This is a genomic window from Chryseolinea lacunae (genome assembly GCF_016735595.1).
Classification (GTDB): Bacteria; Bacteroidota; Bacteroidia; order Cytophagales; family Cyclobacteriaceae; genus Chryseolinea; species Chryseolinea lacunae.
The window spans coordinates 128713-145491 of record NZ_JAERRB010000018.1; the positions used below are offsets into that span (position 1 = coordinate 128713).

The window sequence follows — 16779 nt, forward strand, 5'->3', positions numbered from 1 at the left end:
ACGGAGGACTGAATACAAAAACTAAAACTTGAGACACCACCACGAATTAATCTGCAATTTCAAAAATATATGAAAGGACTAATACATGGGGCTAAATGGTGGAAGTTTGACTTTCACAACCATACGCCAAAGTCGAATGATTTTGGTAAGGGCGATGCCATACACATGGCAATAACACCTGAAAACTGGTTGCTTATGTATATGAACGCTGGTATTGACTGTGTTGCAATAACCGATCATAATTCTGGAGAGTGGATTGACATATTAAAGGCCGCTTTGGCAGCAATGGAAATTGCACAGCCAGTTGGTTATAGAAAACTATATTTATTTCCCGGAGTTGAAATTTCAGCAACAGGCAATATTCATATTTTAGCATTATTTGATCCAAGCGCAGGAACAGCAGATATTCAAACTCTTTTGGGTAATGTCAGATTTCCCGCTCCACATATTGGGACAACAGATGCCGTTTCTCCCGATAGTGTTGAGGATATAATAAAGGCAATTCATTCAGTCGGAGCCGTTGCTATCCCAGCCCACGTAGACAAACCATGCGGACTTTTTTTACTTACAGGATTTACCCTAAGCCAAGCAATTAAAAGTGAGGGTCTACTTGCAATAGAAATAATAGATAAAACGGCAGCCAAACCTGATATATATATACAATCCAAACTTCATTTGGCAGAAGTGGTCGGCACTGATAGTCATATTGCAGCACAGGTGGGTACGAATTATACGTGGGTAAAAATGAGCGAACCTTCATTGGACGCTTTAAAACTTGCCCTGCATGATCGTGAAGATGGAATAATTAGAAAAGATTCAATCTCAACCGATCCTAATACTTTATCTAATCGCTATTTCATCAAATCACTTTCCGTTACTAATGGTTTTAAAGCGGGAAATGGAACACCATTAAAAACAGTTTTTAGTCCTTGGCTCACCTCTGTAATCGGTGGCAGAGGTTCAGGTAAGTCTACAATACTCAATTATCTAAGAATAGCATTAGCACGAATAGATGAAATGCCAGATGAGGTGCAAGTTGAGTTTGACAAGTTCAATCAGGTAGGACGAAGAGGCGGAACAGGAATGTTAAAAGCAGGAACTATCATTGAAGTTGAAATCTATAAAGACGGTAAATTGCATTTGATAACTTGGAGTAATCTTTCACATTCACTACAAGAGTGGAATGAGACAACGGCAAGTTGGGATACATCAAAAGCGGTTTCAAATATTAAGGAACTATTTCCAGTTCAAATTTTTAATCAAAAAGAGCTATATGCACTTACTGGAAATCCTTCAAAACTTATTGAGTTGATTGATTCGCAGTTCGACAAGCCTGCTTGGACGGAAGCAAAAGACAAACTAGTCGAAAAATGGATTGCGGATAGAGCTACAAGACGGCAACTAATTAAAGCTATTTCGGAAGAAGGGAATATAACTGCACAACTTGGATCGACTAATAACAAAATTGCTTTGTACGAGAGTTCAACATACAGGGACACTTTAAGCAATTTTAATAAACTCACTGAAGTAAATAAGTTTTTTACTGACACGAATGAAAGTGTTTTAAGATTCATTTCACAGATAGAAGAACTTGAACGATCTGTTCCCAGTATTCACGTTCCAGAAGCGATAAAAGATGTTGTAATTGATACATCATTGGAATTTATACAAGCAATAAATGCGGCTTTAGCAGCAGTAAAAGTAAACCTTACAGAAGCAATTACTCTGCTAGCACCTTACAAGGTAAATTTACCTAACCAATTCAATGCGCTTCCTTGGTTTCAACAATTTGTAGCAGCGAAACAAGCTTATGACGGTATTGCAGAAAGCATTAAAGAGTTAGGTAGTGAGCCTTATGAATTATTGATTCAACGTAAAGCTTCTTTAAGTGATAAACTTGCGTTGATTTCTACACAAAAAGTACAACTTGAAACTTTAAAATCTGAAATACAAACACTGTACAGTGCAATTGTAGATAAGGAGAAGGAACTGAGAATCAAGCGAAAGGAAATAATTGGAAGATGGAAAACAATTGACAACACAACCAACCCATTTTTAATCATTGAATTGCAAACAATGGCCGATTCTGAAAATGCAGATTTAACATTCAGGCAATTACTAAGAAAGCCGGGGGGAGAATTTTCAAATAACATCTACGCCTACAACGAAGAGGATGAAACAAGTTGGGGTCTTATTGCAGACATTGTTAAAGAACCCGAAGCAACGCGGTGGGGAAAACGCTATAGCAGTCTTGTCGCATTTATTTCAGCAACAGAGGCCGATAAAAAAGCTCTTGATTTGAGATTAGCAAAACATCTCGATTATCTTAAACAAAACACTCCAGAAGATATTGATCGGTTAATGGTTTGGTTTCCAGAGGACAAACTTGTTTTAAAGTTTAGAAAGGAAGGTGTAGAAGAAGATATTCAAACAGGCTCAGCAGGCGAGCGAACTGCCGGAATGTTGGGATTACTCTTAGCACTTAATGACATTCCTTTAATAATTGATCAACCTGAAGATGATTTGGATACAAAACTCATTTCAAAGTTCGTAGTTGATGGCTTCAAAAAATTAAAACAAAGCAGACAGCTATTAATTGTTACTCATAACCCAAATATTGCAGTGAATGCCAATTCAGATAATGTGGTACATATGGACTTCGTTACAGGTCAAGTTGTTGTGTCAGCGAACAATGCTTTGCAAGACAAGCAAATTAGAAATGCTGTTTGCGAAGTAATGGAGGGCGGTCGAGATGCTTTGAATAAAAGGTACTATCGCATATCACAAGCCCTAAAACCCTAAGTTAGTCTAATGAACATCGCACAAATAGAAACCGCCCTTCAGAAAATACTAAAGCCCTTTAACAAGGAATCTTTCATCTACGATTTGCTTTTAGCCTATGGTCAGCCAAAAGCATCTATTAAAAGATTGCAAGAAGGAGGTCTAAATCTTTCGAAGACCGCAGGAGAAATAATTTGGAAGAAGAAACTGTTTTTCAAACCAGTGGAAGGCGAAGATTTGCACGTGTTGATCGATACTATCAAGGCTGACGACAAAGTCACAAAACACGACCCGCGCTTTATTATTGTTACGGACTTTCAAACATTGCTGGCAATAGACAGAAAAACATCTGACACACTTGATATACCAATACTTGAAATAGCGAAGCATTTCGATTTCTTTTTGCCCTGGGCAGGCATGGAGAAAGCACAGCACCAGAATGAAAACCCTGCCGATGTAAAAGCAGCGGAACGCATGGCAAAGTTGTATGACGAAATAAAAAAAGACAACCCAACCAAGACACCAGAAGAAGTTCACAACCTTAATGTATTTCTTTCGCGCTTATTGTTCTGCTTCTTCGCTGAGGACACAGGCATCTTTGAAAAGGTGCAGTTCACCAATGCCATCAGCAGCCACACACAAACTGACGGGAGCGACTTACAAGCGTATCTCGACAAGCTGTTTGTGGTAATGAATACTGAAAACAGCAAGCGCAAAAACTTACCGCACTACCTCGATGCCTTTCCGTATGTAAATGGTGGTTTGTTCCGGAACAAGCATCAAGCACCGGCATTCACCAGGCGCAGCAGGCAGGCGCTCATTGACAGTGGTCAGTTGGAATGGAAGGACATAAACCCTGATATTTTCGGCTCCATGATTCAAGCTGTGATTACGCCTGAACACCGCGGAGGATTGGGCATGCATTATACCAGTGTGCCCAATATTATGAAAGTAATTGAGCCACTTTTCTTAAACGAATTGAATGAAGCGTTTGAATCAGCTAAAGGAAATAATAAAGCCCTGAATCAATTACTGCAACGGATATGGAACATTAAACTTTTCGATCCTGCTTGCGGTAGCGGAAACTTTTTAATTATTGCCTACAAAGAATTACGAAGACTTGAAATGAGAATTTTTAAGGCATTAAGCAGCCTTGCGTTTTCAAACATTAACCTCGGCAATTTTTATGGTATTGAGTTAGACGACTTTGCTCATGAAATAGCAACACTTTCCCTTTGGCTCGCAGAGCATCAAATGAACCAGGAGTTCTTCAAGGAATTTGGAAGAACAAAACCCGCGTTGCCATTGAAAGAAACAGGCAACATTGTGCAAGGTAACGCAACAAGAGTTGATTGGGAAAAAGTTTGTCCAAAGATAGAGGGAGATGAGATTTATATCTTGGGAAATCCTCCATATTATGGAGCAAGAGTGCAAGATAGTGAACAAAAAACAGATGTGAGGAATGCTTACAATAACGAAAAGATTCATAAGGACGCAGATTATATAAGTTGTTGGTTTATTCAGGCGGCAGAATTTATTGAGAATGCCAATTCAAGATTTGCCTTTGTCTCTACAAACTCAATTTGTCAGGGTGATCATGTCGCTATTCTCTGGCCGCGAATTTTTAAGAAATCCGTTGAGATATTCTTTGCGTACGAAGCATTTAAATGGTCTAACAATGCAAAAGATGAGGCAGGGGTAACTTGCATTATTGTTGGCTTAAGGAACATACAATCTTTGCCAAAATTTATCTACAAAAACCAACTCAAAATACAAGTAAGTAACATCAACGGCTACTTAGCTAATGCGAAAAACATAATAGTAGAGAAAAGAGCAGATCCTATCTCTCCCAGGCCAAAAATGGTTATGGGTAGTCAAGCAAGAGATGGTGGGTTTTTAATATTAAGCCCTCTTGAAAAGGAACAGATAGAATCTATGTATCCGGCAGCTTCAGTTCTATTTCGAAAACTTGTTGGTTCTGAGGAATTCATTAATGGAATTGAACGGTGGTGTATTTGGATTTCAGATAACGATTTAAAAATAGCAGAGTCAATTCCACCTATTCAGACTCGTATTAAATCAGTTTACCAATTTAGAATATCTTCAAAAGCTAAAACTACAAACGGCTATAGTGCAATACCTCATAAATTTGCTCAACGTGCACATAAGAATACTGGGTCTATAATAATTCCAGCCGTTTCTTCAGAACGAAGAGATTACATTCCATTTGGCTTCATGGATGAGAAAACAATAATTTCCAATCGAGCCTTTACAATTCATGAACAAGCTCCTTACATTTTTGCTTTTATCTCTTCAAAACTTCATATGGTTTGGGTTAAGGCAACGGCTGGTCGTTTAGAAACGAGGATTAATTATTCATCGGGAATCTGTTACAATAATTTTCCAATGCCAATGCTTTCCGACAATCAAAAGGAAAGTTTGGCAGTATTTGTTTTTAAAATATTGGAAGAACGAGAAAGTCATTCAGAAAAAACATTGGCGCAACTTTACGACCCCGATAAAATGCCACCTGGATTAAAAGAGGCACATCATCAGTTAGACCTTGCAGTGGAACGTTGTTATAGAAGTAAACCATTTGAAAGCGATGAAGAACGTTTGGAGTATTTGTTTAAACTCTACGAACAAATGATTGAGGAAGAGAAAACCAAAGGGACTTTGTTTGAAGTGGAGAAACGACCTACAAAGAAAAAGAAATAACCATGCCCGATATTGTACACGTAACCTACGCCCAAACGGGGCAAAGCTCTAAGATCAACACTTTGGGCATGCGCGAAATGCAGGAGAAAGCCTATCGGGCACGCGATGCGCACTATCTTTTATTAAAAGCACCACCAGCTTCGGGCAAGTCGCGTGCGTTAATGTTTATCGCACTGGATAAATTGATCCATCAGGGATTAAAGAAGGTGATTGTTGCCGTGCCGGAAAAATCTATTGGTGGTTCGTTCGGCAAAACCAACCTGAAAGACTTTGGCTTCTTCGCCAATTGGGAGCCGAACGATGTGTATAATCTTTGCACTCCTGGAATGGATGGAAGCAAAAGCAAAGTTCAAGCCTTTAAGAATTTTCTGGAAAATGATGAAAAGATATTAATCTGTACTCACGCCACATTACGCTTTGCCTTTGAAGAACTTGAAGAGACAAAATTCAACAACATTCTTTTAGCCATCGATGAGTTTCATCACGTTTCCGCAGATGGTGACAGCCGCTTGGGTGAATTACTAAGAGCGATCATGCAAAAATCAAATGCCCATGTGGTCGCCATGACAGGATCATATTTCCGAGGTGATGGTGTTCCGGTATTAAACCCCGAAGATGAAGCAAAGTTCACTAAGGTCACTTACAATTATTACGAGCAGCTAAACGGATACACGTATCTAAAATCGTTGGGTATTGGTTATCACTTCTACCAAGGCCGATACACAACAGCCATTCTCGAAATATTAGACACCGACAAGAAAACAATACTTCACATACCGAATGTCAATTCTGGCGAATCCACCAAGGACAAACACAATGAAGTTGACACGATCTTAGATGCGATTGGTGATGTTGGAAAGGTGGATAGCGAAACAGGTGTCATTTATATAAAGAGGCATACGGATGGCAAGATATTGAAGGTTGCCGATTTGGTAAACGACAATCAAAAAGATAGAGATAAAATCCAAAACTACCTTCGAACCATTAAGTCAGTTGACGACATGGACTTGATCATAGCCCTGGGTATGGCCAAAGAAGGTTTCGACTGGCCGTATTGTGAACACGCCTTGACCGTAGGATACAGAGGATCATTGACTGAAATTATTCAGATCATTGGCAGATGTACGAGAGACAGCAGCAACAAGACTCATGCTCAGTTTACCAATCTAATTGCACAACCTGATGCAGCCGATGATTTGGTAAAGCTATCAGTCAATAACATGCTCAAAGCTATCACTGCATCATTATTAATGGAGCAGGTCCTTGCCCCTAACTTCAAGTTCAAAACAAAATTGTCTGATGAGGATAAGGCAGAGGCAGGTGAAATAAAAATCAGGGGATTTAAAACTCCAACGTCAAAGCGGGTAAAAGACATTATTGAATCAGACCTAAATGATTTAAAGGCAACTATTCTGCAAGACGATACTATGCTGAGAGCTATGCCAGGCAATGTTGACCCGGAGGTAATCAATAAGGTTTTAATTCCTAAAATCATTCAAATAAAATATCCTGAACTTTCTGAAGCCGAGGTAGAGGAAGTCCGCCAGCATGTTGTAGTGGATTCTGTTGTGAAGAATGGGGAAATAAAAGAAGTTGGAGACAAACGTTTTATCAGGATGGCAGGTCAGTTTGTAAACATTGACGATCTGCATATTGATTTAATTGACAGGATTAATCCGTTCCAAAAAGCATTTGAGATTCTGTCCAAATCAGTTACAACAAAAGTGTTAAAGGTGATCCAGGATGTAATTGAATCAACGCGGATTCAAATGACTCTGGAAGAAGCATTGCTGCTGTGGCCTAAGATCAACGACTTTGCTAAAACATTTAAGAAAGAGCCTAGTTTAAATTCCACTGATCCGCTGGAAAGAAGAATGGCAGAAGCGATTATCTTTTTAAAGGAGCAAAAGAGGAAAACCCAAAATGGATAAGGATAAAAAGCTGCAAGAGATATTTGAAAACGATCCACTAGGGTTGTTGAATATTAAACCTTCCACTTCACCCGCACGGAATGAAGATGAAAGACTTGTTGCTTCATTTCAGGAAATCAATGCTTTCTACGAAAAGAACAGACGCGCTCCTGAGCAAGGAGGTGGTTTACAAGAACACCAGCTATATTCCAGATTGAAATCGCTCAGAGAAAACGCGACCAAAGTCGAAATCCTGAACGTTCACGATAAGTATGGATTACTCCGATACGAGAAAAAGGAAATTAACTCGTTGGATGACATTTTCAAGGATGATCCATTGGGTCTACTCGGGGATGATTCGCAAGGTCTGTTTGACTTGAAGCATGTCGTGCCATCAGACATCGAAAGAGCGGAGGCCAATTTTGTGGCAAAACGTAAACCATGCAAAGGGTTTGATAAATATGAACCACTTTTCAAGGACGTGCAAAAAGATCTTTCGGAAGGCAAACGTAAACTCGTGACGTTTAAACAGGAGAATTTAAGACCCGGAGATTTCTATGTCCATAACGGTATTTTACTCCTATTGGAAGACGTAGAGTTTGAAGAGGCAGTTCAGGAATTTAGAAGTGGCCGGAGAGTACGAAAGGACGGACGGACGCGCGTAATATTTGAGAACGGCACGGAGTCTAATATGCTTTATCTGTCCTTGTACAAAGCACTTCTTGCTAATGGTCGGGCTGTTACAAAGAATTCCGCATCTGTTAATTATGAATTTGCCGAAACGTTTAGCATGGTCGCGGACACCGATGAAGAAGCTGGTTATATCTATATCCTTAAATCAAAAAGCGAGAAGCCCGAGATCAAAGGCATTCCAAATCTCTATAAAATCGGCTTTTCAAAAATCTCGGTTGAAGAACGGATAAAAAATGCAGCCATAGAGCCAACTTACCTAATGGCGGACGTGCGGATTGTAATGGCTTACAAATGCTATAACATGAACCCACAAAAATTTGAACTTCTCATTCACAATTTCTTTGGCTCTGCCTGCCTTGATATAGATGTATTTGCGAAAGATGGAAAAAGGTATGTACCCCGTGAATGGTTTGTTGCGCCATTAGCAATCATCGAGGAAGCTATTCATTTGATCATTTCCGGGGAAGTGATCAACTACCGCTATGATGTGGCTAATGAGATCATAATTAACAAGAAAGGCCATTTTTGACACAAAGTGTCTTTCTAAATATTCATTTTCCGGGGAGGCCAACGATTTTTTTAATGTAGTATTGATACTGATACGTATTAATATTGATACATTTAGTTATATTTGACTATGAGTGTAAGGTGTAAGTTTGGGAGTTTCCTGAAACAAATCAGAGAAAAGCACTTAATCTCTCAAGATTCACTTGCCGAACACTCCGGTTTGTTAAGACATCAAATAATCGCAATCGAAAAGGGGAAGTCAAATTATACAATTGATAATCTCTTTAAGTACCTGCATGGTCTTAACGTTTCTTCGATCAACCTAGATTCTCTAAAAGAATTGTTTGAATTTGAAATAAACGGTAGCACTATGACTTTAGAATCAATTAGGGAAAAAGTAACCGAAAAAGTGATCGGCAATGATGCCTGGCTAAATAAACTTGATCACTCAAATCCTGGCCATTACGGTGTTAATGATCACGGGATCGACCTTAGTTCAGATGATGTTTTTGTAAATATTCCACAACGTTCATTTGAATTTAAGAACGCCAATTTCCGTTTCAATCTGAATTTGATGAGTTCAACAAACGGGTATTCTCATAAAGGCATGAAGGTGGCTAACGGTAAAGGAACGTTTCGATTTTCTGAAATGAATGGAGAGCAAATTGAAATCGATGATTTGGAGATTGAGGTAGATTTGGATCTAATGGCTGATGATCTTTAGGGTTGATCAATATCAGAGCTCCGTCGCTATTAAAGAATTCACTGGTATAAATAAACAAGCAATAATAATGGGAAAACCGTTTGAGGCCGAGTTAGAGAAACTAGAAAAAACGTATGAGTGGGCCTTAAAAGCTGATGTATCAGGAATATCCGAAACGATAAGAAACACCTGGGGTTATCCATTACTTTCGGTTGGATCTGGTGGTTCATTTTCGGCAGCAGAATTCCAAGCTTTTATTCACAGGACATTCTCTTCTTCAATTGGACACGCTATCACACCGGTTGAGACAATTTCGGCACTCCCACGGAACGGTGAAGTTTCAGTTTGGCTTATATCGGCAAGTGGGAATAACGTTGACATCTATAGGGCATTTCAACATGCTGCATTACGTGAGATGAAATTCGTTAATGCGATAGTTGGCCGAAATGAGACCAGACTACATGAGGCATCAGCAAAACATCAGTATACTAACTGCTTTGCTTTTCCGATGCCTTATGGGAAGGATGGCTTCTTAGCAACCAACTCTCTTCTTGCCTTTACAGTCATTCTATACAGAGCATATAACGATGTCGGCAATGGGACAACCCAGTTACCCCAGACTTTGAACGCGCTCTTCAAAAAATGCATGGATAACTTTCACGGATTTGAACAGATCAAGGAAGCCACAAAATCTTTGTGGAAGAAAAAATATCTCCATATTATCTACAGCCTTAATTTGAAACCCGCAGCATTAGATATTGAATCAAAATTTACAGAGGCCGGACTAATCTCTTCTCACTTGGCCGACATTAGAAACTTTGCTCACGGCAGACATCATTGGTTTTCGAAACATCCTGAAGATAGCGGTATTATCGCTTTGTCAACTAATAATGACTATGAAGTAACAGCGAGAACTTTGGGTTTACTCCCGGCCACAATCCCTAAAGCACATATTTCATTTAAAACAATCGACGGTATAGAAGCAATCGCCGGGGTAATATTATCTATGTACTTGACTAGCTGGCTCGGAAAAGAAAAAGGGATCGACCCCGGTCGGCCTGGAGTACCCCCTTATGGTTCAAAAATTTATAGACTAACAGCTAATCCTGGCTTCATTTCGTCGGTAAAGACGCAAGAAGTTGCCATCGCTCGCAAAAGAAAACTGGCACCTCTAAGCTATGATTCCGAAAGTGAAAACTTGTGGAGCGGAGCATATAAAAAATTTACCAAACGACTTGCAGCCGCAAAAATTGGAGGAGTTATTCTGGATTACGATGGTACTGTTGTTGACAGCGATAAGCGATGGGACCCGCCACGACAAGACATGGCTGATGAGCTAACAAGATTATTAAGCGAAGGCGTAGTCATAGGATTTGCAACGGGAAGGGGAAAATCGATAAGAAGCGACTTGCAGCAGGTTATACCCCAAAAGTTTTGGAATAAGGTTATAATAGGATACTACAACGGTTCTGAACTTAAGGCCCTTTCAGATAATACAAAGCTAAGCACTGCCACTACTCCCATACCTGAATTAGAAGTGCTATTTGAAAAATTAAAAAATAACTTCTTCTTATCAACACTCGCTGACTTCGACCCTAAAAAACATCAGCTAACAATAAAAAGAAAAAAGAATAAAGCCCTTTCTGAGACTTTCTTATGGGACTTAGTTCAAGATGAGTTTTATCACCGTGATGAACATGCAGGCGAGGTGCTTCGCTCTAGCCATTCTATTGACATAATTGCAACGAATGTATCAAAGTTATCAGTTGTAAAAGAAATCAGGAAGAAAATCCGTAATGGTGATGTAATCTTAAGCATTGGAGATAGAGGAAGATGGCCCGGTAACGATGCGAAGCTTCTCAACGAGAGCCTTTCTCTGAGCGTTGATGAAGTTTGCTTCTCTCCAGAAACATGCTGGAATTTATGTCCAGCGGGAATACGGGGTGCCCAAGGTACACTTTATTATCTTAGTCGATTGAAAAGAAAAAATGGAACTTCGAGAATTTCACTTTAGATAAAATGAATAGAGATCTCGGTCTTAAGATATTAGCTCAGATAATGGAATGGCCTGATGAACAGGCGCAGACAGAGTTTCGCTGGCTATCGTTTATGTCAGCATATAAATATGATGGTTATAGGGAATATCTGGCAGGAGCAAGGTTCATTGAAGGTCTCGCTACGTGGCTTCAACAATTCCTACCCACCGATAGAATTACGGCATATCAGTATATAAAGGAAAATCTGTTATATATCGGGCCCGCAGAAATGCAACGACTTGTTGAAAAATTTTTTACTGAAACAGTGTTAAAAAGTTTACAGGTAAAAGTTGCGAACAATAAGATTATCCCAAAATATATGGTTTTCTCCTCTGAAGAAAGTTTAGAAAACCTCCATTCTGAAACTCGGAAGATATTATTCATGGGTTTGAGCGATGGCGCACGTTTGGATTCCTTAAGAAGAGCTAACGCTGGTATCATTTCCAATGAACAAGTCGCAATTACGACGGAGATCAGTAACGCCAAATGGGAAGATATGTTGAAGGAGCTTCGAGAGGATCCAAAAAATAAAGACAAAAGTGAAAAGTTTTCAGGCGTCTATCTCATCGACGATTTCACAGCTTCCGGCACAAGTTTAATACGAGAAGACCCAATTGGTTCCGGTAAATTCAAGGGAAAGCTGATAAAGTTTGCGTTAGCGTTACAGGCGACTACTAAGTATCTAAAATGTAGTCCTTTCGAGGATCATTTCCAGATCACAATACACCATTACATTGGCACTCAACAGGCAAAGGCAAATATTGAATCTAGGTATTCTCATGCTAGAGAAGAATTGGAGAAGATCGGGATAAAAGACGTTCAGTTTTCATTCGGCATGGTTCTTCCTTCCAGTATAAAACTTACCGCTTCTTCAGTTGAGCCTTTTGCCAAACTATGCAATAATTACTACGACCATTCTATATACAATAAGCATTTCGAAAAGAGTGGGTGTGCAGATGGCAAATTCGGCTATGCCGAGTGTGGCCTTCCAGTAATACTAGAGCACAATACACCTAACAACTCCCTTTCCTTACTATGGGCAGAAACGAATGGCAAAAATGGAGCTCACCCTATGAGGCCGCTATTTAGAAGAAGGCAACGTCATATAGATTTTTCAGCATAGTCATGGCTAACCCATTTGAAAAAAGAGCTACCGAATACTTAAGAGATGACACAGCGTTCTTATCTGTTGTCGCTCCGGAACCTTTACATACATTTTTTGAAAAGCACGCTAAAGATGGAAAACTCTATGATCGTCTTAGCATGATAGTGGGCACGCCAGGAAGTGGTAAAACGACCATTTCAAGTTTGCTGCAATACAAGACGGTGCACACGCTTTTAGCGAACCCAAACTTGTCAGAATACAAACCACTAGTAAATGCACTTAAGAAATGTGGAATAATTGAAGCTTCAGGGAATTCGTTTATCATCAAATTTCTCGGCTGCCGAATTCCAATGGAATCAGAATACAGAGATTTCTGGGAATTACCTTATAGCCGGGATGTTAAGATGGGCTTACTTAAATCTTTTTTACAAGCTCGCGCCATGCTTTCATGGCTAAGAAGTATCGAAAGCGCCGCAAACCTAAAACTATCCTCTGTAGAAATTCGATTCCGGGAAGGTGCGGGAGCGGCTGAAAATAGTTTGGGAGGAGTCGACGGGGAAAGCCTTTTCCAACGAGCACGAGAGGTAGAGCGCTCTATCTATGAAATAGGTACAGCACTAGTGCCACCATCAGAGAAAAATTTGGGAGACATCGCGACCGGATCATATCATCCCTTCGATGCAATCGAGTATTTTAATCTGGACAGCAACGATGGCTCAATTTTAATAAAGCCTATGGTAATGCTTGATGATGTACATACTCTTCATCCAGATCAATTATCAATCCTGATTAATTGGCTAGTAAGAAGGGAAATGAAAATAGCCAGATGGATGCTAATGCGTTTGGATGCACAAACTCCTCAGTCAGTGCTATTAGATGAGTTGGAAACAAACACGGCAGTTGACCAAGGATCGACTGTTAAACCCAGCAGGGAAATTACTTCAATTTGGCTGCAGAGTCCTAAAGATAGGACGAAAAGGCGAAGTGAGTTCAGAGTAATGGCAAAGAGCATGGCAGACAAGTATTTGAGGCTAATGCCCGTTTTTGCTCGGCAAGGTCTTACAAGTTTTCCCGATCTCCTCAACACTCGAGTAACTCCAATTTCTGGTTCTAAAATGGACCAATTGAGGAATAAGGTGAAAAGCTTAGCAGCTAAGATTAGTATTAGCAAGAAAACGTATCAAGAGTTCCAGAAGGATATTGAAAGTTATTTTTCGAGTGCTCAAACAATTGATGATTCTGAAGACGTGAAATTGGCAATGCTTCACATAATGCTTCACAGATATACTAAACGAGTGCCACAAGCAGGGTTATTTGATCAAAGCGAAGATCAAGTTGCCTCAGCGCAGTTCAAGCCGATAAAAGTTGGAGCTGGTTTAGCCGATGGAGCGAGAATTTTCTTGATGCATGAATATAGTCGCCCCTACTATTATGGTATAGATGCTGTTTGTGACGGCAGTTCTGAAAACGCTGAACAATTTTTGCAATTGGCAAGTCAACTCGTCAATGCGGCGGAGACTAGAATTATTAGATCGCATCCCGCCAGCCTACCTCCATCTTACCAACACAAACTACTTACAGACCGAGCCACTGAAATGGTGGATGAATGGGATTTTCCTAAGAGCCGTGAAGTAAAAAAATTATGCAAACACATAGCGAAAGAGTGTCTTCAAAAATCACTTGAAAACAATGCTCCTCTGAATGGCGGTGCTAACGCGTTTGGCATTCCCATCGAAGAGTTTGAAAAAATACCATCACAAAACCCAGAACTCGCGAAGGTGTTGAAATTTGGAGTCGCATATAATGCTCTCTCTATAAAACCGAGTCAATCCACGAAAAACAAAATGTGGAGCCTAATAGAATTGTCTGGCCCCGTCATCATTTCATCTGGTCTTACTTTGGCTAGAGGAGGTTTTTTAGAAAGAACCGTAAAGGATCTATTAAGCGCGCTTGAAAAGGAATAACATGAATGGGCACAGAAAAAGGTGGAATTTCTGTATTGAGCACTACAATGAAGAAGTGCTTGAATTCTATTCTCAGCATTTTGGAGAGGAACACCGTAAGTGCCTTTTTATAGGAGGTGCAGGCTTTGATCCCAGGAGCAACATTATTGTGAAACAATTGTTTTCAATCATGAGTAAGCGGTTGCACGCTATTTATATTCGGGAGGAACGTCCTGATCCTGATCATGAATTGATAAAACGAGCAGCTACAAACCTCAAAGATGCCGTGGAGCTAGGTTGCTCTTTTGATGTGTTGGAAATCAAAATATTCGCAGACGACAATGCAGTTGTTGGCGGCATGAACATTTCCAACGCCTTAAAAAAAATCGACTTTTCCGTCTACACCGACATTGTCGTTGACATAAGTGCTATATCGGTAGGTGTAAGCTTTCCTGCTGTTTCTTATGTTTATGAAGTGGCCAAGAATTCTGAAAGACCAATTAATGTTCATCTGACGGTGGCCTCTGATGATGAACTGGATTCCCTCATATCCTCCACTCCAATAGATCGTGTCACGGATATTCGGGGGTTCTCCATTCCGAACCTAATGGGGGAAAAAGAGAAAGCGAAGCTTTGGTTGCCGTTAATATCCTCTGCTAAGAAGAGTGTCTTGAAACGAATTCATGCCGCCGAAGTGCCGCATGACACTTGCCCAATTTTTCCTTTTCCTTCTGACGATCCGAAGAAGGGAGATAACCTAGCTATTAACTTTGTGGAAGAATTAGAAAGTGAATGGGAGGTTGATCCCCGTAATTTTGTTTACGCAGATGAGAAAAGGCCCTTAGATATCTACAGAACAATAATGAGAATTGATGAGGAGCGGCGGCCAGTATTTGAAACGTTTGGTGGATCAATGCTCATTTTATCTCCGTTGGGGAATAAAATGCCAGCTATAGGTATGTTAATGGCTGCGCTAGAGCGCAGATTTCCTGTGGTTTACGTCGAGGCACTAGAGTATCATGTTGACTGGACGAAAGTTGACGCGTTGTCAATGGAAAGTGTTCAAACCGCCCATGTGTGGCTTTATGGAGAGGCTTATCATGGAGACATTAAAAATTTCGAAACGAATGAAGAAAAAGATAAAATATAATACATCTCCGACCGTATATGGCACAGGCTTAGTTTCTCTCGACATTGTTGTAAGCGCCAATTCAGAAGAACCTAGCTATCATTGGGCTGGAGGTACATGCGGAAACGTGCTTACAATGTTAAGTTATCTTGGGTGGAAATCTTTTCCGATAGCTAGGTTAAATGAAGATGCAGCCTCTATGCGCGTAAAGACAGACATGAAGCGCTGGGGTGTAGATCTGACCTATGCTGGACAGCCCCCATCAACCAGTACACCGATAATCACACAGGAAAATTCTATTGACAAAAAGGGGCGTCCGATTCATAAATTTCATTGGAAGAACTGCCCCAAGTGTGGGGCTTGGCTTCCAAATTATAGAGCCGTTACGCTAACAGCCACTGCAGATATCAAAGAAAAAGTTTCATCCGGAAATATATTCTTCTTTGACCGAATATCGCCTGGGGCAATAGACCTTGCTGAGCATTTCAAAAGCCTTGGAGCAATTATCTTCTTTGAACCTTCAGCGAAATCTGATCTAAAGCAACTTAAACGGGCGTTGAGTCTCGCGGACATTGTTAAGTACTCTGATAAGAGATTTCTGTCTTCGTTATCTGACATAAGAAGCTTCACCTCCGCTTTTCTAGAAATACAGACCCTAGGGAGTGAAGGTTTAAGATATAGAACTCATACGTCCAGTAAATTAGATAGGAGGTGGAGAAAGCTTCCTGCTTTTCAAGTCTCATCAATTAAAGATACTTGTGGGTGCGGTGATTGGACTAGTGCAGGTTTCATTTCCAAGGTTTGCAATATTAAGGCGGAAGACTTAAAGAAAATTTCCGAGCAGACTGTAGTTTCAGGTTTAAAATATGGCCAAGCATTGGCCGCATGGAATTGCGGCTTCGAGGGCGCGCGGGGTGGAATGTATAGACTGAGTAAAGACACATTCGAAAAAGAAATACAACATATACTTGAAAGTGGTCCCTTAAAAAGGAAAAGTCAAGAAAGAAATATGGCAAGTGAAATTTTGGATAGTGAGATATGCCTGTGCAGTAGCCAGTGATATCGGTAAGTTATATATAAGTAAACTGCCCAAGAAGTTGCCAATCCCTTGGCTGCCTTGACGGAACTTAACTGTAATAGCTAGTACTTGATCTGACAGTTGAGCTAGGGATTCCTTCCTACTAGACAAAGGTAGCCCCCGCTCCAAATAAGTCAAGGGCTTCGCGAGTGGCCGCGCAGAATCCTTCGCACGCC

10 protein-coding genes and 1 pseudogene are annotated in these 16779 nt (G+C 40.3%); all 11 read left to right on the forward strand.

The window, feature by feature from the left end:
* The first annotated feature begins 69 nt into the window (after window positions 1–69).
* The 11 genes and pseudogenes from JI741_RS31020 to JI741_RS31065 all read left to right on the forward strand — a co-directional run bounded on the left by JI741_RS31020 (window position 70) and on the right by JI741_RS31065 (window position 16585).
* Window positions 70–2802, forward strand: coding sequence for a TrlF family AAA-like ATPase (locus tag JI741_RS31020; RefSeq protein WP_202016305.1), 2733 nt, complete (start codon window positions 70–72; stop codon window positions 2800–2802).
* 9 nt (window positions 2803–2811) lie between these two features.
* Window positions 2812–5499, forward strand: a complete 2688-nt coding sequence (locus JI741_RS31025; RefSeq protein ID WP_202016306.1) for a class I SAM-dependent DNA methyltransferase — start codon at window positions 2812–2814, stop codon at window positions 5497–5499.
* A gap of 2 nt (window positions 5500–5501) precedes the next feature.
* On the forward strand, window positions 5502–7430 hold the full coding sequence (locus JI741_RS31030; RefSeq protein WP_202016307.1) for a DEAD/DEAH box helicase: 1929 nt from the start codon (window positions 5502–5504) through the stop codon (window positions 7428–7430).
* On the forward strand, window positions 7423–8631 hold the full coding sequence (locus tag JI741_RS31035; protein WP_202016308.1) for a GIY-YIG nuclease family protein: 1209 nt from the start codon (window positions 7423–7425) through the stop codon (window positions 8629–8631). The genes JI741_RS31030 and JI741_RS31035 overlap by 8 nt, the downstream gene beginning before the upstream one ends.
* 108 nt (window positions 8632–8739) lie before the next feature.
* A pseudogene (locus JI741_RS33190) lies at window positions 8740–8910 on the forward strand (helix-turn-helix transcriptional regulator); the annotation flags it as partial.
* Window positions 8911–8979: 69 nt separating this feature from the next.
* Window positions 8980–9333, forward strand: coding sequence for a hypothetical protein (locus JI741_RS32700; RefSeq protein WP_236676366.1), 354 nt, complete (start codon window positions 8980–8982; stop codon window positions 9331–9333).
* Between the two features lie 67 nt (window positions 9334–9400).
* On the forward strand, window positions 9401–11326 hold the full coding sequence (locus JI741_RS31045; protein WP_202016311.1) for an HAD hydrolase family protein: 1926 nt from the start codon (window positions 9401–9403) through the stop codon (window positions 11324–11326).
* 5 nt (window positions 11327–11331) lie between these two features.
* Window positions 11332–12471, forward strand: coding sequence for a phosphoribosyltransferase-like protein (locus JI741_RS31050; protein WP_202016313.1), 1140 nt, complete (start codon window positions 11332–11334; stop codon window positions 12469–12471).
* 2 nt (window positions 12472–12473) lie between these two features.
* Complete coding sequence (locus tag JI741_RS31055; RefSeq protein WP_202016315.1) at window positions 12474–14417, forward strand: hypothetical protein; 1944 nt, start codon at window positions 12474–12476, stop codon at window positions 14415–14417.
* Window position 14418: 1 nt separating this feature from the next.
* The gene (locus JI741_RS31060) at window positions 14419–15546 is read left to right on the forward strand and encodes a hypothetical protein (protein ID WP_202016317.1); all 1128 of its coding nucleotides are present in this window, start codon (window positions 14419–14421) and stop codon (window positions 15544–15546) included.
* The gene (locus JI741_RS31065) at window positions 15524–16585 is read left to right on the forward strand and encodes a PfkB family carbohydrate kinase (RefSeq protein ID WP_202016318.1); all 1062 of its coding nucleotides are present in this window, start codon (window positions 15524–15526) and stop codon (window positions 16583–16585) included. The genes JI741_RS31060 and JI741_RS31065 overlap by 23 nt, the downstream gene beginning before the upstream one ends.
* Window positions 16586–16779: the final 194 nt, after the last annotated feature.